General features: G+C 71.7%; 19 protein-coding genes. 9 read left to right on the forward strand and 10 right to left on the reverse strand.

Annotated features, from left to right (window positions below; translation table 11 throughout):
- Positions 1–256: 256 nt before the first annotated feature.
- Together ACH4ZX_RS06220 and mca are read right to left on the reverse strand one after the other, a co-directional pair.
- Entirely contained in the window at positions 257–508 is a 252-nt protein-coding gene (locus ACH4ZX_RS06220; RefSeq protein ID WP_398268262.1) for a hypothetical protein, read from the reverse strand.
- A complete protein-coding gene (gene mca / locus ACH4ZX_RS06225) occupies positions 501–1,382 on the reverse strand; it encodes a mycothiol conjugate amidase Mca (protein WP_398268265.1) in 882 nt (293 codons plus the stop codon). The genes ACH4ZX_RS06220 and mca overlap by 8 nt, the downstream gene beginning before the upstream one ends.
- 197 nt (positions 1,383–1,579) lie before the next feature.
- Here mca and ACH4ZX_RS06230 point away from each other — a divergent pair, with 197 nt between their 5' ends.
- Positions 1,580–1,978 (forward strand): DUF4307 domain-containing protein, encoded by a 399-nt coding sequence (locus tag ACH4ZX_RS06230; protein WP_398268268.1) that lies wholly within the window; start codon positions 1,580–1,582, stop codon positions 1,976–1,978.
- Between the two features lie 178 nt (positions 1,979–2,156).
- Positions 2,157–2,657, forward strand: a complete 501-nt coding sequence (greA, locus tag ACH4ZX_RS06235; RefSeq protein WP_324787360.1) for a transcription elongation factor GreA — start codon at positions 2,157–2,159, stop codon at positions 2,655–2,657.
- 67 nt (positions 2,658–2,724) lie between these two features.
- On the opposite strand, the gene ACH4ZX_RS06240 is transcribed toward greA, so the two are convergent.
- The 3 genes from ACH4ZX_RS06240 to ilvA all read right to left on the reverse strand — a co-directional run bounded on the left by ACH4ZX_RS06240 (position 2,725) and on the right by ilvA (position 6,007).
- Positions 2,725–3,525, reverse strand: a complete 801-nt coding sequence (locus ACH4ZX_RS06240) for an ABC transporter permease (protein ID WP_324787359.1) — start codon at positions 3,523–3,525, stop codon at positions 2,725–2,727.
- On the reverse strand, positions 3,522–4,538 hold the full coding sequence (locus ACH4ZX_RS06245) for an ATP-binding cassette domain-containing protein (protein WP_398268272.1): 1,017 nt from the start codon (positions 4,536–4,538) through the stop codon (positions 3,522–3,524). The genes ACH4ZX_RS06240 and ACH4ZX_RS06245 overlap by 4 nt, the downstream gene beginning before the upstream one ends.
- A gap of 239 nt (positions 4,539–4,777) precedes the next feature.
- Entirely contained in the window at positions 4,778–6,007 is a 1,230-nt protein-coding gene (gene ilvA, locus ACH4ZX_RS06250; protein WP_398268275.1) for a threonine ammonia-lyase, read from the reverse strand.
- A gap of 163 nt (positions 6,008–6,170) precedes the next feature.
- Here ilvA and ACH4ZX_RS06255 point away from each other — a divergent pair, with 163 nt between their 5' ends.
- From ACH4ZX_RS06255 to ACH4ZX_RS06265, 3 genes are all read left to right on the forward strand, one after another.
- The gene (locus ACH4ZX_RS06255; RefSeq protein WP_360742246.1) at positions 6,171–6,677 is read left to right on the forward strand and encodes a MarR family transcriptional regulator; all 507 of its coding nucleotides are present in this window, start codon (positions 6,171–6,173) and stop codon (positions 6,675–6,677) included.
- Between the two features lie 296 nt (positions 6,678–6,973).
- Positions 6,974–7,483, forward strand: a complete 510-nt coding sequence (locus tag ACH4ZX_RS06260; RefSeq protein WP_398268278.1) for a sigma factor-like helix-turn-helix DNA-binding protein — start codon at positions 6,974–6,976, stop codon at positions 7,481–7,483.
- 25 nt (positions 7,484–7,508) lie between these two features.
- Positions 7,509–7,757, forward strand: coding sequence for a hypothetical protein (locus ACH4ZX_RS06265; RefSeq protein ID WP_398268281.1), 249 nt, complete (start codon positions 7,509–7,511; stop codon positions 7,755–7,757).
- A 28-nt stretch (positions 7,758–7,785) separates the two neighbouring features.
- Here ACH4ZX_RS06265 and ACH4ZX_RS06270 read toward each other — a convergent pair whose 3' ends face one another.
- Positions 7,786–8,940 carry a cystathionine gamma-synthase gene (locus tag ACH4ZX_RS06270; protein ID WP_398268284.1) on the reverse strand — a complete coding sequence of 385 codons (1,155 nt, stop codon included), beginning with the start codon at positions 8,938–8,940 and terminating at the stop codon, positions 7,786–7,788.
- 188 nt (positions 8,941–9,128) lie between these two features.
- On the opposite strand from ACH4ZX_RS06270, the gene ACH4ZX_RS06275 reads away from it, so the two are divergent.
- Positions 9,129–10,247, forward strand: coding sequence for a hypothetical protein (locus tag ACH4ZX_RS06275; protein ID WP_398268287.1), 1,119 nt, complete (start codon positions 9,129–9,131; stop codon positions 10,245–10,247).
- 233 nt (positions 10,248–10,480) lie between these two features.
- Here ACH4ZX_RS06275 and ACH4ZX_RS06280 read toward each other — a convergent pair whose 3' ends face one another.
- Complete coding sequence (locus ACH4ZX_RS06280) at positions 10,481–11,875, reverse strand: hypothetical protein (RefSeq protein ID WP_398268290.1); 1,395 nt, start codon at positions 11,873–11,875, stop codon at positions 10,481–10,483.
- A gap of 401 nt (positions 11,876–12,276) precedes the next feature.
- Between ACH4ZX_RS06280 and ACH4ZX_RS06285 the strand changes: the two genes are divergently transcribed.
- Positions 12,277–12,951 (forward strand): hypothetical protein, encoded by a 675-nt coding sequence (locus tag ACH4ZX_RS06285; protein ID WP_398268293.1) that lies wholly within the window; start codon positions 12,277–12,279, stop codon positions 12,949–12,951.
- 236 nt (positions 12,952–13,187) lie between these two features.
- Here the strand turns inward: ACH4ZX_RS06285 and ACH4ZX_RS06290 are convergent, their stop codons facing one another.
- On the reverse strand, positions 13,188–14,222 hold the full coding sequence (locus ACH4ZX_RS06290) for a hypothetical protein (protein ID WP_398268295.1): 1,035 nt from the start codon (positions 14,220–14,222) through the stop codon (positions 13,188–13,190).
- Between the two features lie 223 nt (positions 14,223–14,445).
- Positions 14,446–14,958 (reverse strand): peptide-methionine (S)-S-oxide reductase MsrA, encoded by a 513-nt coding sequence (gene msrA / locus ACH4ZX_RS06295; RefSeq protein WP_398268298.1) that lies wholly within the window; start codon positions 14,956–14,958, stop codon positions 14,446–14,448.
- A gap of 424 nt (positions 14,959–15,382) precedes the next feature.
- Between msrA and ACH4ZX_RS06300 the strand changes: the two genes are divergently transcribed.
- The gene (locus ACH4ZX_RS06300; protein WP_398268301.1) at positions 15,383–15,865 is read left to right on the forward strand and encodes a glycosyltransferase; all 483 of its coding nucleotides are present in this window, start codon (positions 15,383–15,385) and stop codon (positions 15,863–15,865) included.
- The gene (locus ACH4ZX_RS06305; RefSeq protein WP_398268304.1) at positions 15,849–16,019 is read left to right on the forward strand and encodes a hypothetical protein; all 171 of its coding nucleotides are present in this window, start codon (positions 15,849–15,851) and stop codon (positions 16,017–16,019) included. The genes ACH4ZX_RS06300 and ACH4ZX_RS06305 overlap by 17 nt, the downstream gene beginning before the upstream one ends.
- A gap of 2 nt (positions 16,020–16,021) precedes the next feature.
- On the opposite strand, the gene ACH4ZX_RS06310 is transcribed toward ACH4ZX_RS06305, so the two are convergent.
- The gene (locus ACH4ZX_RS06310) at positions 16,022–18,760 is read right to left on the reverse strand and encodes an AAA family ATPase (protein WP_398268306.1); all 2,739 of its coding nucleotides are present in this window, start codon (positions 18,758–18,760) and stop codon (positions 16,022–16,024) included.
- Positions 18,761–19,387 lie beyond the last annotated feature (627 nt).

The following is a 19,387-nucleotide window of genomic DNA, read 5'->3' on the forward strand; positions in this document are numbered from 1 at the left end:
GCGAACCAGCGCGCCGGTCCGACGCCGGGCCCGTCGCCGCCGGGCCGGGGGACCAGCGGGCCGGTGGACCGGCAGGCCCGTCCGCCCCTGGCGTGGCGCACTCCGGGCTCGTCCACCCGCGAGTCGGGCGGGCCGCCGGGCGCGTCCGCACCCGGGGCCGATGGGCCGACGGGCCCCTCCGCTCGCGGGCCAGGCTGGCCGCCGGGCCCCTCCGTCCTCGTGGACGGGTGGGCCGGGCCTGCCCGCGCCGGGGCCGTCAGCTCCGGTGTGCCTTCCGGTCGTCGGCGGCGGTGGTGTCCGCCTCGGCGTCCGGGTCGGCCGGCTCCTTGAACTTCACCTTGCCCATGTGGCGGTTCATGGACTTCATCAGTCCCCACACCGCCAGCGCCATCGCCGCGAAGACGATGAAGCCGAGGACGCCGGGGGTGACCTTGTTCTCGTCCACCTCCTTGGCGAGGGGGACGAGGTGCGTCATTGCCAGGCTCACGCTTGCGCTCATATCAGGCATTGTCGCGGATGCCCGCGAACAGGTCGTCCTCGGGGAGGGAGGTGTCGACGAGCGACTTCGCCAGCTCGTACTCCTCCGTCGGCCAGACCTCCTTCTGGAGCTCCATCGGCACCCGGAACCAGCCGCCGTCGGGGTCGATCTGCGTGGCGTGCGCGATCAGGGCCTTGTCGCGGATCTCGAAGAAGTCGGCGCACGGGATGTGCGTGGTCAGCGTGCGCTCCTTGCGCTCGAACTCCTTCCAGCGCTTGAGCCACTCCCCGTAGGGCGACTCCAGGCCGCGGTCGAGCATCGCGTTGTGCAGCGCCTCGGTGCGGGGGCGGTTGAAGCCCTGGTTGTAGTAGAGCTTCAGCGGCTGGTAGGCCTCGCCGTACTCCGCCTCCGGGTACTTCTCACGGTCCGCCGCGCCCTCGAACGCCACCATCGAGATCTTGTGGGTCATGATGTGGTCGGGGTGCGGGTAGCCGCCGTTCTCGTCATAGGTGGTGACGACCTGGGGGCGGAAGGCGCGGATCTTCTTCACCAGCTCGCCGGCCGCCTTGTCGACGTCCTCCAGGGCGAAGCAGCCCTCCGGCAGCGGCGGCAGCGGGTCGCCCTCGGGCAGGCCGGAGTCGACGAAGCCGAGCCATTCCTGCCGCACGCCGAGGATCTCCCGGGCCTCGTCCATCTCCTTCCTGCGCACCTCGTGGATGTTCTCCTCGACGTACTTGTCGCCCTGGAGCTTCGGATTGAGGATGGAGCCGCGTTCCCCGCCCGTGCAGGTCACCACCAGCACGTCCACCCCCTCGGACACGTACTTCGCCATGGTGGCCGCGCCCTTGCTCGACTCGTCGTCGGGGTGGGCGTGGACGGCCATCAGTCGCAGTTGGTCAGTCAAGACTCAATCCTCGGTAAGTCGGCGCCCGGTGGGGCGCGGTCCAACGGTGCCGTCCCTGAGGGACGTCGTAGAGGGGCGGCGGTCGGGTGGCGTGCGGAGGCTTCTATAGTGACCGAATCGGGGGGCGGATAATTCCGGGGTACGGCTTCGGGAGCCCCTTTCGGGACATGAGTCCCGACCCTGCCGAGAGGACGATCATGAGTACGGCGAGCACGCGACTGCCGGAGGGCCGCTACGGCCGTTCCTCGGACGAGCGCGCCGACCGGAAGCTCAAGATCGCCGGTGTGGTGTTCGGTGCCCTGCTGCTCGCGCTGATCGGCTACTTCGCCTATCACTACGTCGGCCAGACCAAGATCAGCGCCGAGGTGATCACCTTCGACACCCGGCAGAACGCGGTGAAGGTGCACCTGGAGGTCCGCAAGGACGCCGACGCGAGCGGCTACTGCACCCTCAGGTCGCAGTCCGCGGACGGCGCCGAGGTGGGCCGGGCCGACTTCCGCTTCGACGGGCACGCCACGCGGATCGACAAGGTCGTCACGCTGCGTACGACGTCCCGGGGCGCGACGGCCGAGCTGCTCGGCTGTCACACCGACTGAAACCACCCGGCCTCTCACCGAATACCGGCGGGCTGACCTGCACCGACCTGATTCTGGTGGCTTATGTCCTCCCCCTTCGGTCCGTGAATTGTTAGGCTCGTGGTTTCGCCCATCTGTGAAGGAACATTCTTCTGGGTAGGGCGATGCTTTGTCTTCCCAGTACCTACGAGGAGCACCTGTGACCCAGACCAGCGAGAACGTCACCTGGCTGACTCAGGAGGCGTACAACAAGCTCAAGGACGAGCTTGAGTACCTTACTGGTCCCGCGCGCACGGAGATCGCCGCCAAGATCGCAGCCGCGCGCGAAGAGGGCGACCTGCGTGAGAACGGCGGGTACCACGCGGCCAAGGAGGAGCAGGGCAAGCAGGAGCTCCGTGTGCGCCAGCTGACCCAGCTCCTGGAGAACGCCAAGGTCGGCGAGGCCCCGGCCTCGGCGGACGGCGCCGTCGCGCCGGGCATGGTCGTGACGATCGCCTTCGACGGCGACGAGGACGACACGCTGACCTTCCTGCTCGCTTCCCGTGAGTACGCCAGCTCGGACATCGAGACCTACTCGCCGCAGTCCCCGCTGGGCTCCGGTGTGATCGGCCACAAGGTCGGCGAGGACGCGGAGTACGAGCTGCCCAACGGCAAGAAGGCCTCGGTGACGATCCTGAAGGCCGAGCCCTACAACGGCTGACCCGGCTCCACCTGTGCTGTGACGGCCCCCGGCGTCGCGCTGACCGCGCTGACGCCGGGGGCTTCTGTCATGCCGTGGCCGACCGGTACTTGCGCACCGCGAGCGTGCGGAAGACCAGGATGATCACGACCGACCAGATCAGCGAGGCCAGCGCGGGGTGCTGCATGGGCCACGCGTCGGGCGTCTTGAAGCCCGGCGGGAGGTTGCCGAACAGTTCACGGCACGCCTGCACGGTGGCGCTGAACGGGTTCCATTCCGCGATGTGCCGCAGGAAGGTCGGCATCTGGTTGGCGTCCACGAACGCGTTCGATATGAACGTGAGCGGGAACAGCCAGATCAGACCGCCCGAGGTCGCCGCTTCGGGAGTGCGCACGGACAGGCCGATCAGCGCGCCGATCCACGAGAACGCGTACCCGAGCAGCAGGAGCAGCCCGAAGCCGGCGAGCACCTTGCCGAAGTTCTCGTGGGTGCGCCAGCCGACGAGCAGGGCGACGACCGCGAGGACGACGAGGGTCAGCGCCGTCTGTACCGAGTCCGCGATGGTGCGGCCGGTGAGCACGGCGCCCCGGGTCATGGGCAGGGAGCGGAAGCGGTCGATGAGGCCCTTGTGCATGTCGTCGGCGATGCCCGCGCCGGCGCCCGCGGTGGCGAAGGTGACGGTCTGGGCGAAGATGCCGGCCATCAGGAACTCGCGGTAGGCCTGGGTGGAGGTGGACGAGCCGACCTGGATCGAGCCGCCGAACACGTAGGTGAACAGCACCACGAACATGATGGGCTGGACCAGGCCGAAGATGACCATCTCGGGAATCCGGCTCATGCGGATCAGGTTCCGGCGGGTGATCACCAGGGAATCGCTCACGGCGCTCACTTGGCGGCCTCCTTCTTGGGTCGGCGGTCCTTGGCCGCGGCGTCGGCCGTCTCGCCGTTCCCCACGTCCTTGGTCTCGGCCACGTGGCCGGTGAGGGAGAGGAAGACATCGTCCAGGGTGGGGCGGCGCAGGCCGATGTCGTCTATCTCGATGCCGAGGACGTCCAGCTCGCGGATGACCTCGGCCAGCAGCTTGGCGCCGCCGACGACGGGCACGGTGAGCTTGCGGGTGTGCTCCTCGACGGTGACCTCGCCCTTGCCGAATCCGCCCAGGACCGTACGGGCGGAGGGGATGCGCTCGCGCTCGTGCACCACGACCTCGACGCGCTCACCGCCGGTGCGTGCCTTGAGCTGGTCGGAGGTACCGCGGGCGATGACGCGGCCGTGGTCGACGACCGCTATGTCGTGCGCGAGCTGATCGGCCTCTTCCAGGTACTGGGTGGTCAGCAGCAGGGTCGTGCCGCCGGAGACGAGCTGCTTGATGACGTCCCACAGCAACTGGCGGTTGCGCGGGTCCAGACCGGTCGTGGGCTCGTCCATGAACATCACGGGCGGTGAGACGACCAGGGCGGCCGCGAGGTCGAGCCGGCGGCGCATGCCTCCGGAGTAGGTCTTCGCGGGGCGGTCGGCGGCGTCCGCGAGGTCGAACTGGTCGAGCAGTTCGGCGGCCCTGGCCTTCGCGGCCCTGGCGTTCATCTGGTAGAGCCGGCCGACCATCTGGAGGTTCTCCCGGCCGGTCAGGTACTCGTCGACGGCGGCGAACTGGCCGGACAGGCCGATCGAGCGCCGCACCTCGTTCGGGTGCTTGAGCACGTCGAGGCCGGCGACGACCGCCCTGCCGCTGTCGGGGCGCAGCAGCGTGGTCAGGCAGCGGACGGCGGTCGTCTTGCCCGCGCCGTTGGGCCCGAGCAGGCCCAGGACGGTGCCCTCGGGGACATCGAGGTCGACGCCGTCCAGTGCTCTTACGTCGCCGAAGGTCTTCTTCAGACCTTCGGCATAGATGGCGCCTGGCATAACAGTCTCCACGTCGTCGGGGATTCTTCGGAAAGCGTAGGTTCGTGCTTTTTGCTCCGCCCGGCGGGCGGTGAGGGCGGCGATGGCACGAGACACACCGTAACGCGATGTATCGCGTCTCTCAAACGCATTTACCCGAACGAGCGACGAAGACGCCTCTGAGCTGGGCCTTCAGCCCCGGAACCGGGTTCACCCCGAGCCGGGTTCGCCCCGAGCCGGGCCGCCGCGTGCCCGGCGGCTCACTCGATGACCGTGTAACCCGCCTCGCGCAGCGCCCTGCCGACCTCGGCGCAGTGCTCCGGCCCCTTCGTCTCCAGGTGCAGCTCGACCTCCGCCTCCGTGAGCCCGAGCCGTGGGTCGGTCCGGATATGGCTCACGTCGAGCACGTTAGCGTCCACCACTGACAACGCCCCGAGAAGCGTCGCGAGCGCGCCCGGCCGGTCCGTCAGGCGCAGCCGAACCGCCAGGTAGCGGCCCTGCGCGGCCATACCGTGCCGCAGCACGCGCTGCATGAGCAGCGGGTCGACGTTGCCGCCGGACAGCACCGCCACGACCGGCGGCTCGAAGGTCCTCGGAGCGCTCAGCAGCGCCGCGACCGGGCTCGCCCCGGCCGGTTCGACGACCAGCTTGGCCCGCTCCAGGCACAGCAGCAGCGCGGTGGACAGCTCGTCCTCGCTGACCGTGCGGACCTCGTCCACCAGGTCGCGGACGATCCCGAACGGCACGTCGCCGGGCCGCCCGACCCTGATGCCGTCGGCCATGGTGACCGGGTTGTCGATCGACACCGGCCGGCCGGACGCGAGCGAGGGCGGGTAGGCCGCCGCGCCCTCCGCCTGCACGCCGACGATCCGCACATCCGGCCTGAGCGCCTTCACCGCGACCGCTATGCCGGCCACGAGGCCTCCCCCGCCGATGCCGACGACGATCGTGCGCACCTCCGGGCACTGCTCCAGGATCTCCAGGCCCACGGTGCCCTGCCCCGCGATGATGTCGGGGTGGTCGAAGGGGTGGATGAACACCGCCCCCGTCTCGGCCGCGTACGCCTGCGCGGCCGCCAGCGTCTCGTCGACCACCTGCCCGTGCAGCCGCACCTCGGCGCCGTACTCCCGGGTCGCGCTGATCTTCGGTAGCGGGGCGCCCTTCGGCATGAACACCGTCGCGCGCACCCCGAGCAGCGACGACGCCAGGGCGACCCCCTGCGCGTGGTTGCCCGCGCTCGCGGCGACCACCCCGGCGGCCCGCTCCTCGGGCAGCAGCCCGGCGATGCGGACGTAGGCGCCCCGCAGCTTGAAGGACCCCGTCCGCTGGAGGTTCTCGCACTTGAGGTGGACCGGCCCGCCCACCAGCTGGGACAGGTGCCTGCTGCCTTCCATCGCCGTCACCCGCGCGACGCCCGAGAGCATCTTCTGTGCGCCGCGCACGTCGTCGAGGGTCACGGGACGATAGGAGTCAGCCGTGCTGTAGCTCATGACTCAAGCATCGCAGTTCACGGGCGGGCGGCACCGCAATGACCACGCTCCGAGACTGGTTTGCGCAGCGCCGGTACGGCCCACGCCCCGGCCGCGTACTCTGTCCCCCATTCCAGCACCCCCTTCATGAAGTGAGCCCCCGGCCATGCCCACAACACCTGAAATGTCGATGGACATGACGACCGCCGGTGACACCGGTCTCCTCGAAACGCTGCAGCACGAGGTGGCGGTCTTCGCCCGCCGCGCCGAACAGACCCGGCTCGGCGGAGTCGGGCAGGTGCGCAACTCCATGGACCGCGCCGCCTACCTGCTGCTCAACCGCCTCGACAAGGAAGGCCCGATGGGCGTCAAGGCGCTCGCCGCGAGCATGGGCATCGACTCCTCGACGGTCACCCGGCAGGTGGCACCGCTCGTCGACACCGGCCTCGTCAAGCGGACCTCGCACCCCGACGACGGGCGGGCCGTGGTCCTCCAACTGTCCCCGCGCGGGCAGTCCCGGCTGGCGGAAGTCCGCTCCTCCCGGCGGCAGTTGATGGCCGAGCTGACCCAGGACTGGGCGCCGGAGGAACGCGAGACGTTCTGCGCGCTCCTCACCCGCTTCAACGGCGCGCTGTCCGCCCGGATGGCGACCCAGGGGGTGTCCGGCCCGGAGGCCCCGCCGGAGTCGTAGACCGGCCGGAAGTGCCCCCTCCGCCGCTGGCCCGGACTCCACGCACGCGTGTCGGTGCCGTACGCCGGCGCGCGGCGGAATTCACAGGTGCGCGGGGGTGCACGAGGGCGTACGGCGCCGCCGAGGCGGGCGGCGCGGCGGAGTTCCGCCGCTCGACCGGCGTACCCGAGTGCGCCTTGCTCTTGACCGAAAGGCCACGCCTGGCCTCATATGAGACCGGGCCCCCGTCGCACGCGGTTCCGCCGGGCCGTGGCGGCCGGACCCGGGTCCCTCAGGGCGTTCGGGCGGGAGGAGCGGTGCGACGACGGCATGCGTCGCGGGGCGAGCGCCGAGAGCGGGAGTTCGAGGCGTTCGTCGCGGGTGCGGCAGGGCGACTGCTGCACGCCGCCACGCTGCTCACCGCGGAGGCGCCGGACGACAACCCGCGCGCGCGGCGACTGCTGACCCATGCCCTCGCGCACACGTACGCGTGCTGGGACCGGCTGCGCGGCGAGGACCCGTACGACCGCGCCCGCCAGTACCTGGCCACCCGCTTCGCCCGCGCGGCCTGGCACCAGTACGGGGCGCTGGGCCGGGGCCGCCCGGCCCCGGGCAGCGCGCTGGCCCTGCTCGCACCGCAGGAGCGCTTGATCATCGTCCTCAGGCTGTACGAGGGGGTCGGCGAGGAACAGACGGCGGCACTGCTCGGCCTGCCGGTGGAACGCGTGCGGACGATCTGCGACCGGGCGACGGCGACCCTGCTGCATCCGCCGCGCCGGCCGGCCGCCCCGGCGGTGCGGGGCGGCGCGAAGGCGGTGCCGTCATGAGGGACGCCGACAGGGGGTGGCGGGAATGAACCGGGCCCAGCGGGAGGCCACCGCACGGCAGATCATGGAACGGGTGCCACCGCCCGTCCCGCCTGACCTGCACGCGGAGGTCGTGCGCCGCGGCTCGCGCCTGCTGCGCCGCAAGGCCGCCGCCCGCCGTCTGCTGTACCTGCTGCTGCTCGCCGCGAGCGTGGCGTTCCTGGTGTGGGCGATGACCGCGCGCCCGTGGGTGGAGCCGCCCTCGCAGACGACCCCACCGCTCACCGACTGGTGATCCCCGCGCCCGCCGGGCCCGGCGTGGCCTAGGCGAGCGCCTGCTGCAGGTCCTCCAGGAGGTCGTCGACGTTCTCGATGCCGACGGACAGGCGCACCAGATCGCCGGGCACCTCGAGGGCCGAGCCGGCCGCGGACGCGTGCGTCATCCGCCCCGGGTGCTCGATCAGGGACTCGACGCCGCCGAGGGACTCCCCGAGCGTGAACACCTTGGCCCGGTTGCACACCTCGACGGCCGCCTCCTCGCCGCCCTCGACCTGGAAGGACACCATGCCGCCGAACGCCCGCATCTGCTTGGCGGCGACCTCGTGCCCGGGGTGGTCGGGCAGCCCCGGGTACAGCACGCGCGTCACGCGCGCGTGACGGCTGAGCATGTCGGCGACCTTGGCGGCGTTCTCGCTGTGCCGGTCCATGCGCACCGCCAGCGTCTTGGTGCCGCGCAGCACCAGCCAGGAGTCGAACGGCCCGGCGACCGCGCCCATCGCGTTCTGGTGGAACGCCAGTTCCTCGCCCAGCTCGGGGTCGCTGACGATCAGCGCACCGCCGACGACGTCGGAGTGGCCGCCCATGTACTTGGTCAGGGAGTGCACGACGACGTCCGCGCCGTGCGCCAACGGCTGCTGCAGGTACGGCGTGGCGAAGGTGTTGTCGACGACCAGCCTGGCACCCGCGTCCTGGGCGACCTGGGCGACGGCGGCGATGTCGGTGACGCCGAGCAGCGGGTTGGAGGGGGTCTCCACCCACACCGCCTTGGTCTTCGGGGTGAGGGCGGCCCGGACGGCGGACGGGTCGGAGGTGTCGGCGACCGACCACTCCACGCCCCACCGGGAGACGACCTTGGCGAACAGCCGGAACGTGCCGCCGTACGCGTCGTTGGGGATGACCACGTGGTCACCGGGGCTGAGCAGCGTACGCAGCAGGCAGTCCTCGGCCGCCAGCCCGGACGCGAACGCGAGACCGCGGCGGCCGCCCTCGAGGGCCGCGAGGTTCTCTTCCAGGGCGGTTCTGGTCGGGTTGGCGCTGCGGCTGTACTCGTAGCCGCCGCGCAGGCCGCCGACGCCGTCCTGCTTGTAGGTCGACACCTGGTAGATCGGCGGGACGACCGCGCCGGTGAGGGGATCGGCGGTGTTGCCCGCATGGATCGCGAGGGTCTCGAAATGCTGACTGATGTGCCTGTCGCTCATGCGCACCGAGACTAGTGCGCTCGCGGCCCGGGCGACGGGTGGCGGCCGGTGCGCTCGCGGGCGGGACGGCGGCCGGCGAGGAACGGGCGGCGGCGCGACGGCCCGTCGCCCGGACCCGGCGCGGAGGTTTTCCACAGGTCCGCGGACCGGGTTGGCCAATTGTCGGCGGTGTCTGGAACGCTTGAGGCATGGAGATTCTGTGGGTCCTCATGGCGCTGGTCATGATCAGCTTCGTGCTGCTGCCCGTGCTGCGGCGGCGGCGCGGCATGATCGAGCAGGTTCCGGCCGGCCACCCGGACGCCGCCGACCCGGAGAACTACGGGTTCGTGCGGGAAGAGGAGCTGGACGTCCGCATGCCCGGACCCGACCAGGACCTGCTGGACGTCCTGGACCTGGTGCAGCGCACACAGGACTACCACGCGGCGGCGCAGCTGCTGGCCGGCACGGAGACGGAGGGCGAGGCGCGCTGGCAGCGGGTGCAGGCCTTCGCGGGCGCCGCGTCGCTGGAGCTGCAGCAGCGGCCGGGCGGGGTCGGCGAGATGCCGGGTGGGCAGTGGCTGCGGGTGTGGCGCGCCGAACAGCCCAAGGACGCGGGCGGGGCCGCCGTGCACGCGGAGTTCCTGGTGCAGCAGGCGTGGCGGACGTCGACGCCGGGCACCGACGAGTTCCGCATCATCATGGAGGAGGCGAGGTCGGCGTGCGCCGACGCGGCCCTCCTCGCGCCCGGCGATCCGATCCCGTACATCGTCGAACTGTCGGTGGCGCGCGGCCTGGCCTACCCGCGGCCCGAGTTCGAGCAGCTCTGGCTGAAGATCCTGGACCGCGCGCCGGCGCACATGGGCGCGCACCTGGCGGCCCTGCACTACTGGTGCGAGAAGTGGCACGGCTCGCGGGAGCTGGCGTACTCCTTCGCGGAGGCCGCCGCCGCCCGCGCCCCGCGGGGTTCCCTCCTCGCGGCGATGCCCCTCTTCGCGGTCTTCGAGCACCTCCCCGAGGTGAACCTGGTCAGCAGCTTCTACCAGAGCGAGGTCGTCACCAAGGCGATCCACGGCGCGCTGCACGCCGTCCACTCGGCCCGCCCGGACGACCCGATGCTGGCGCACGTGCGCCACATGCTGGTGTTCTTCCTGGTGCGCGCCGAACGCTGGTCCGAGGCCATGAACCAGCTCATACACATCGACGGTCACGTCGGCGCCCTGCCCTGGACCCTGTCGGCCGACCCGGCGGCGGAGTTCGCGGTCTACCGCGCCCTGGCAGTGGCAGGCTACGAGGCGAACGGCGGCAGCCCGGCAACCCTCCCGCACTGACCACCCGGGTCCGGTGCGGCCGGACTACCCGGCGGACCCCGCACGTACGTCAAGGCGGCCGGCCCCGCACCTCCGGCCCCCGGAACACTTCGACACCGTTTCCCGCACAGCCTCACGCCCCGACTGCCCGCCATCCGCGTCGGCCGCTTCCCTGCGGGGCGCGTTCACAGACTTCGCCACGTCCTGGCGAGCGGTGTCGGAGGTGCCTGCTCTGGGCTTCTGATCAGTGCGTGTCAGCGAGGGACGCCTGCATCGTCCAGGAACTGGTGCATGGTCTGCGTGGGAAGGCTCGGGTTGCTGAGAGCGTGGGCGGCGGTTTCCGGATTCCGGCAGCTTTGAAGCACAAGGTCTATCGGCAGCGCGGGGTGCGCGGCTGCCATGGCACGGACACGCTCGTCGGCGTCGGTGAGCAACCGGACCACTGTGTCGACGGGTGCCTCGGAGTCGAGTCCCACCAGCCACCGCTTGTTCGGGTCCGGGTCATCGGCGAAGCGCTGTCCGTTACCCACGCGCGGGAAGTTCGGGTGGCCCAGGAGTCCTCCCTTGGTGATGACATTGCAGTCCAGGTACGTCTGCAGCACCACCTCGCCGTCGACGGTCGGCTGGTTCTCACAGAGCAGGAGTCGTACGGGGTAGTCGTCGTCCTCGGAAAGCAGATCGACGGCGTCTGCGGGCAGGTGTCGGCTGTAGGCCGCGCTGCGCCGTAGCAGGGTGTTGGAGGACTTCGCGCACTGGCGCAGGACGTCAGGATCGGCGCAGAGGCGCACCCATTCGACGGGATGGAGCCGGTCGGACGGCTTGATGGTGATGTCGATCGCGGTGCGTTCGGGCTCCGTCAGTTCGGGTCTTACCGACACCGCCAGCCGGACACTGTGCGCATCGTCGTTCGCCAACGTCCTGACGATGTCGATGGGGACGTTGAGGTTGGCCGCCAACTCCCGCCGGTCCTCCTCTTCCGGGCTTGCCGCGAGTCGTTCGGCGGTCGCCGCGCTCATCGCGCCGTACCGGATCACTTCCTGCCTGGCGAAGCGGCCGAGTCCCGCGCCGAGAAGAAGGTCCGTACAGCCCTCGTCGTCGCGGCAGGCCTGCATCATGGCCGCCTGACGTACTTCGTCATCGGCGTCGCGGAGCAGACGGCTTCGCTCATCCTCGGCCAGTAGCGTCCACTGGTCGCAGGCCGCACGGCGAAGGTCCGCGTCCTGGTGGCCGGCGAGCCCGGCGACCAGGTTTGGAGCTGTGTGGCGGCAGAAGGCTGCGCTCCGGCGGACCCGCGGTTCCGGGTCGGCAAGCAGTCGCTGCTGGATGGACAGCGGCAGAGGCTCCACGGGGATGCGGAACCAGTCGGGTCCGTCGGCCAGAGCGTGGCGGACACGTGGATCGGGATCGTTCACGAGCCGAGCGCGTTGTTCCGCCGTCACTCCGGGGTTCGCAGCGAACGCCGCCCGCAGCCTGTGGTCGGGATGCGTGACGATGGCGTTCACCACCCCGTCCGGCAGAGCGCGCCAGGCGATCACGTCCCAGGCCGCTTTTGCTTCCTCGCACAGCAGCCTGATCAAGACCTCTGCCGGCGCGGCAGGATTCCGCGCGAGCGCAGCGATGGTCTCGCGGTTGCCGCAGTTGCCGCACATGGTGCCCCTCCCCGTGCAGCCCGCGGGCTTCGCGGGCCCGCAGATTGTGTGCATGACGCGTGTACATGGTCAACGTCGGCGATCAGGGCTCCGCCCCAGCCGTGAATCGCCCGCTGGAAAGGTCTGTGAACATGGCTTGACGTGGGTCATCAAGCCTCGTTCACCGACTCCATCCGTGATCAAGGCGCATCGTGCTGTTCCGGTGGCATAGGTGGATCTTCACCGCTCTCCCGACGGTTCGGCACATGGGGTTTGCCAGAGGGATCGCAGCGCGGCGACCGCGATTCGCGCTGTCTCGCCGGGCTCGGGACGTGGTGCGAGAACCCTTGGGCCGGCCGCGCCCGTGATCTTCTCAACTGCCCGGCTTCGCGCGGCAGCCCGCCGAGCGAGAACATGAAGAGGTGGCGAAGCAGATCAAGAAGGCAACTCCCGCGGAGCGACCCGTCAGTGAACCGGAAGTCTCTCCCTACCAGCGGGCACTACGAGACCGGTTGCTCGCGGCCCCTGTCGTTCCGGCGCCCGCGCCTTGGCGGCCCGTCTTCGAGCACACGTACGGAGTTCCCATCGGTGGACTGCTCGGCATCGGCTTCGCGTCGCATCCCGACAGCGGCCATGACCTGGTCATGGCCGTCTCGCACGACGGTCACGGTCTCTTCGACGCCGTCACCGGCGAAAAGATCGCCAGGGACCGCGACCCCGGCCCCGATGACAGCACCCCCGACGCGGTCGCCGACCTGACCTGCCCCGGACTGGGACCGATCGCCGACAGCCGCGTACACATCGCAGGGCTCTTCGGGGGAGGGCTGCACACCACGACCAAGGACGGCTGGACTCTGGAGGCCGTCACCCCGGCATGGCCCAACGATCGTGTGCTGCTCTCGGTCGACGGCGGACTTCCTCACTCCGGCCCGTACGGAGAGCAGTGGTGGCACATCTTCCACTCCACATACTCGGAACTTCGAACCTTCGGTTTCTCTCCCTCCGGCGAGACCATCGCCGTCGCGACGAGCAGTGACCTGTCTCTGTGGACCCGCCGCCCCGCACCCAAGACGGCTCCCGCGGTCAGTGGCTCGTAAGCGCAGGCCAGATCGCCGGTGGTCCAACTCCACACGTTCTGAAGTGTTGCGACGGTCCAGAGGCGGCCCGCCCACCAGGGACACGAACGCCGACGACCGCCGACGGGACACCGGCTGGCGATGCCGCGTCGACGGCAGCGACTCCGCCGTGGATGTCCGTGCCCATGATGACGCACCCTGACGATCCAGGTTTGAACGGCGCACGTCACTTTGCACCAGCGACAGAGGCGGTCCGGTCAGCCGTCGAAGTTGCTCCACTCGACCGGGGCGTCGGCCAGGGGGGCGAGAGCACTGCGGTGGGCAGCGTCGGCCCAGGCGCTGAAACCGTTGTCGCCTCCTTCGTCCGAGACGTGCAGGACCAGTCCTGGAGCCACGTAGAAGCGCGTGGGGGCCCCGGGCAAGAACGGGCGCAGGGGCACGGGCAGAAGTCCTTCGGTGAGCCGGTCGACCTGCTCTGCGGTGAGCCGATGCGCCAGGGCCACGTAATCGGCGCCCATGGACGCTTCGTAGAGCGAGAACTGGATGAGGAAGCCGCTCAGGGGTTCCTGCTCGGCGATCGGAGGTTCGTCGTACTCACGGAACCAGACGGTCGGATCGGCATCGGGGCCGTCGAGTGTCCACAGCAGCGACCAGAAGAACCCTCCCTGGTTCTCTTCGCCGAAGACGAGCATTTCCCCCGTGGGGTCGGTCTGCCGCCTGGACGCGGGAAGGATCCGGTTCTGCACCCCCAGGCAGCGTGGGTGGTGCTGTGCCAGTCGGTAGAAGTGCCGCAGCCCGTACGGCAGGTCGAGGACAGGCGGCTGCACCGGTGTCGGCTCGGACACCCTGGACTCGGTGGGGAACCAGCCGGTGACGAGTTGGTCGAGCGCAGTTGCCCGATCGGTGTTCACGTGTCCGAGCCACTCCAGGCTCGGGAGATCAGCCGGCGGGAGGGCAGGACGGACCCGGTCCAGGTCGGACTTGCTCAAGGGTGAATCGAGCCGAAGGACGCAGTCGGTGAGAACATGCTCGTGGCGGTCCGGATGCAGTACCGTCCGGGCCCGAGTCACGGACCCGGTGCCGAGATGTGCCAGGCCGTCCGAGACTAGAGCCATGAGGTGAACAGGCAGCTTCGTGCCATCCGCGCCCCATGTCGGTTGATCCACCAGCCTTTTCCGTACGGCCGCCGGCGCGGGGCCGACGAGGCGGACCTCGTCGGCGTTCCACACACCGCTCCTGTCGAGCGCGTCCCCGGCCTCCACGATGATCACTGTCCCGGCATCGCCGATCACGACGGTGGCGCTGCCGAAGGTGAAGCTCTCCGCGTCCGCCGAGTCACCGGCGAGCGCGTACGCCCCGGTGTCACTCACCCGTGGCATGGGGGGTATCTCGGGAGAGTGATCAGCCATGCGGACATCTTCCTCGACGGCCGGGGATGTCTGCTTCACGCGCGGCGGCTGGGTTCCTGGCACCAAGGAGGGACAGAGGACCGTCTCGCCGGGGCGTCTCTCGTGGTCAGTGCTTCGTGCGGGCCGGGAGCCGCCAACCGGGGCGGGGGAAGTGGCAGGTGTAGCCGTTCGGGTAGCGCTGCAGGTAGTCCTGGTGCTCGGGCTCGGCCTCCCAGAAGGGGCCGACCGGCTCCACCTCGGTGACGACCTTGCCCGGCCACAGGCCGGAGGCGTCCACATCGGCGATCGTGTCCTCGGCGATCCGCTTCTGCTCGTCGTCGACGTAGTAGATCGCCGAGCGGTAGCTGAGGCCGATGTCGTTGCCCTGGCGGTCCTTGGTGCTCGGGTCGTGGATCTGGAAGAAGAACTCCAGGATCGCGCGGTAGTCGGTCTTCGCCGGGTCGAAGAGGATCTCGATGGCCTCCGCGTGCGTGCCGTGGTTGCGGTACGTCGCGTTCGGCACGTCGCCCCCGGTGTAGCCGACCCGGGTCGCCGTCACGCCCGGAAGCCGGCGGATCAACTCCTGCATCCCCCAGAAACATCCGCCCGCCAGCACGGCCCTCTGCGTCTGCGCAGCCATTGCGGCCCTCCCATTACTTGTCGGCTTGGTGCTTGGTCACTCGCGCTGCCCGGTTCGCATCCCACCGGCACCCGATGCGCAACCTCCTCAACGCATGAGGCGTCCAGGCGATTCCGTGCCCGTTCAGCGGGCCCTGCGGTCGCTGCCGCGGCGCCGGCGCCTTCGGACGGTGACGCCGCGCGGGAGGGGCGGCCTGCCTGGGATTCCCGCGGGTGCGGGTTGTCGCCGTGGCGGCCGCGGTGTCGGATCGAGCCGTCGGCGCGGCGTACGGGGGCTCCTCGGTGCGGCTCCGGCGGGCGGGCTCGTCGCCCGTCCCTCTCTCCCGCTTCACCGTACATCGCATGGGGGATCTTGCCGCAAGGCCCCCATATTGGGCGAACATGGGCGCTCCGCGTGACAGGCGCGGCGGAAGAGGGGGGTTGCCATGCGGGTGCTGTTGTCCACGATCGGCTCACGGGGAGAGGTCCAGCCGGTGATCGCTCTGGCCCTGCGACTGCGGGAGTCGGGGCAGGACGCCGTCGTATGCGCGCCTCCCGACTTTCAGGAGTGGGCGGAGTCCCTGGGCATCGCCTACCGTCCGGTTGGCCCGGAGCTGCGTGCCACGGCGAAACGGCCGGCGGGGGCCGTGCCCACGCCCGAGCAGCGGCGGCAGATGATCGAGGGCACGGTTGCGGATCAGTTCGCGGCGGTGGGTTCGGCCGCTGCGGGGTGCGATGTGATCGTGGGAGGCGGCGCTCTCGCGATCGCCGCCCACTCGGTGGCCGAGCAGCGCGGCATCGGCTACGTGTACGCCGCGTTCGCCCCGGTCACGCTGCCGTCGCCGCACCACGCACCGCCTGTGTTCGGGCTGCCACTTCGCTCACCGCGTCGACCGGCTGGGAATCGGCGGTGTGCACGCGGGGAGTGAGCCGACCGCCGGTTCGCTCACCGCGGTGCTGGACCGTGCCCTCGAGTCGCGGACGGCCGGGACTGCCCGTGCCGTGGTGGGCCGGGTGGACACGGACGGCGCCCTGACCGCGGCACGCCGGCTGCTGGAGAAGGCCGCCGTCATCACCCGTTGAGGTCACAGGTCGAGCGGGAGGGCGGTGAGTTCGGCGCGGGAGCTGACACCCAGTTTGGCGTAGCAGTTCCTCAGGTGGAAGTCGACGGTTCGTGAACTGACGAACAGCTGGGCGGCCACGTCCCGGTTCGACAGGCCCTGCCGGACCAGGGCGGCGACCTGGCGTTCCTGCGGGGTGAGCGCGGTGGCGGTGGTGACGTCGCGGCGGCGGGCGGTCTCGCCGGAGGCGCGCAGTTCCTGCGCGGCCCGTTCGGCCCACGGGGTGGCGCCGAGGTCCTCGAACAGCGCCAGCGCGGTGCGCAGGTGCTCTCGGGCGTCGACGCGGCGGCGGGCGCGGCGCAGGTGCTCGCCGAAGGCCAGGTGGGTGCGGGCCCGGTCGGGCAGCCGCGGCGAGTCGGCGTGCGCGGCGAGTGCCCGCCGGAAGTGGGTCTCGGCGTCGCCGCAGCCGCAGCCGCAGCCGTCGCCGGCGCCGGCGAGCAGGGCGCGGCCGTGTTCGACGACCGCGGTCGCGGACGGCGCGCCGGTCCCCGCGGCGAACTGCTCCAGCTCGGCCAGCCGGCTGTGGGCGAGGTCGGTGCGGGCGCCCCGGACGGCGGCGTCGAACAGGTCGAGGGCGGCCAGACGCCGGAACGCCGGCCCTTCGATCTGCTCGAGGTGGTGCAGCGCGGTCGCCGGCTGCGCGGCCGCGCGCAGCCCACGGGCCCAGTGCGCCAGGTCGGCGACGAGCTGGTCGGTGATGCCGATCGGGTGCCTGTCCCGGATCTCGGTGACCCGGTCCAGGTGGCGCTCGGCATCGTCGTCCCCGCGCAACGCCGCGATCAGGGCGAGTTGCGCGGTGGGCAGCGCGGTCAGCCCCGGGTGACCGGTGCCGGCGGTCAGCGGCAGCGCCTCGGCGGCGGCGCCGGCGGCCTTCGGCCAGGCGCCGGTCGCGATCTGGAAGTGGACGCCGCGGGTGAGGGCGTGCTCGACCATGGTGAGCGCGGCGGCGCTGCGGGCGGTGGTCAGCTGCTGCTCGTGCAGTCGCAGTCCGCGCTCGTCGTCGTCGATCAGCATCGCGGCGATGCCCAGGTTGGGCTGCAACATGTGGTCGTCGACCGGGTCGGCGTCGGTGAGGGCGAACGCGCGCCGGAAGGACTCCGCGGCGGCCGCCCACTCGCTGCGGGCGACGGCGGCGAAGCCGTGCAGCAGCGCCCGAGCGGCCCGAACGCGGGGCGGCGCGTCCGGGGCGGGCTCGGCCACCAGCGCGGTCGGGTCCACCGCGCGCGGGGACCGGGCGCCGAACGCCGCGAGCGACGCGGCGAGCATCGCCAGCTGAGCCCCCAGCTCCGCGTCCACGCCGGTGGCGGTCTCGGCGGCCTGGAGGACGAGGTCGTAGCCGTCGTTCAGCGAGCGGGTGTTCCACTCGATCTGCCCCTGCAGGGCGAGCAGTCGCGCCCGCAGCAGCGGATCGGTCACGTCCGCCGCGGCGGCCCGGGCGAGCGCCGAGCCGCGTGCGGGGTGCGCGCCGAGCCAGGCCGAGGACGCGGCCAGGTACAGCCGTCGGCCGCGGGCCTCACTGGCCTCGTCGAGTTCGGCGGCGCGGGCCCAGGCGGCGGCCGCCGCCTCGTGGCCGCCGCGGGCCGCGGCGCGCTCGGCGACCCCGTCGAGGGCGGCGACGACGTCCTCGTCGGGCCGGTCGGCGGCGGCGGCCAGGTGCCAGGCCCGCCGCTCGGGGTCGCCGGTCAGCACGTCGGCGAGCGCACGGTGCGCGGCTCGGCGCTGCGCGCTGGTGGCCGCCCGGTAGACCGCCGAGCGCACCAGCGGGTGGTAGAGGGCTACGGCGTCGCCGTCCACGCGCAGCAGCCCGGACCGTTCCACCGCGTCCAGGGCGGCGTCCGCGGCGTCGAGGCGTTCGGCGGCCTCCCGGACCACGGTCAGCCGGCCCGTGTCGTCGGTCGCGGCGACCAGCAGGAACCGCTGCGCGGGCTCGTCGAGGCGGCGGCAGCGGTCGAGGAAGGCGCGCTCGACGCCGCCGGTCAGCGGCAACGGAGTGGGCAGCGGCGCCCGGCCGGCCAACTGGTCGGCGGTGAGCACCCCGGCCAGCTCGACCAGCGCGAGCGGGTTGCCGCCGGTGCCCGCGACCAGCCGGCCGCACACCGCCGGGTCGACGTCGGTCCCGGCGTGGGCGGACAGCAGCGCGTCGGCGTCGGCGCCGGTCACGCCGCCGAGCGCGACGGCGGGCAGGTCCCCGGCGTCGAAACGGCGGGCGTCGCCGTCGCGGGCGGCGAACAGCAGCGCCACGGGCTCGGCCTGCACGCGGCGGGCGGCGAACAGCAGCGCCGCGGCCGACGCGTCGTCGAGCCAGTGCGCGTCGTCGACGATGACCAGCAGCGGCGCCTTCTCGGCAGCGTCGGCGAGCAGGCTCAGCGTGCCGAGGAACGCCAGGAAGCGGTCGCCCTCGCCCTCGGCCTCACCGATCGCCGCGCGCAGCGCCGCGGCCTGCGGTGCCGGCAGGGCATCGATCCGGGCGCGCAGCGGCCACAGCAGCCGTTGCAGCGCGGCGAAGGCCAGCGGCGATTCGGACTCCACACCGGAGGTGCGCAGCACCTGGAGGTCCGGCGCGGTCGACAGCGCGTCGGCCAGCAGCGCCGACTTGCCGGCCCCGGCGACGCCACGCACCACCAGCGCACCGCCGTTGCCGGCCCGGGCAGCGTCGAGCAGCGCGGAGACTGCCGCGCGTTCGAGGTCCCTTCCGGCCAGCACGAGCCCAACGATATCGAGCACTTCCGGCACACCGGACGGCCCCGGACCCGCCCCCGGACCCGACCCCGGACCGAGATCCGACCACACACCGGGCCGCCGCCCGCATCGGCGTCGACGTCGCCGCCGTCCCCGTCCCCGTCCCCGTCGTCGCCGTCGCCGTCGCCGTCGCCGTCGCCGTCGGCCCGAGCCCGGCGGAAATCCCGGTGATTTCCCCGGTGAGACGCACCCCGTCCGGCGCCGACTCTGCTTCCTGACCGGCGCCGCCGTCAGCGCCCCGAGGCTCCCGTGACACCGCCCGACCCGCAGCCGCCCGCAGCCCGACCCGCACGCCACCCGGAGGCCTGCCGTGTCCAGCACATCGCCCGCTCCGGGCGCCACCCCCGAACCCACCAAGCCCCTGGCACGCCGCACGCCGCACGTCGCTACGGCTGTCCGCCACGCTGCTCGTCGCGGGCCAGGTCCTGTACCTCGCGGTCACCCGGTTCCCCACCGGCGGCGACGCGCACGACCCTCACACCCTGTTCGGGGCTCACGCCGGCAGCGCGGTCCGGGCGCTGGCACGCCTCGGCCGGTGCGCGGGAATGGCGACCCTCCTCGCAGCGCTGCTCGCCCTGTTCCTCGCGCTGC

It is taken from the genome of Streptomyces sp. NPDC020490, from assembly GCF_044335305.1.
Classification (GTDB): domain Bacteria; phylum Actinomycetota; class Actinomycetes; order Streptomycetales; family Streptomycetaceae; genus Streptomyces.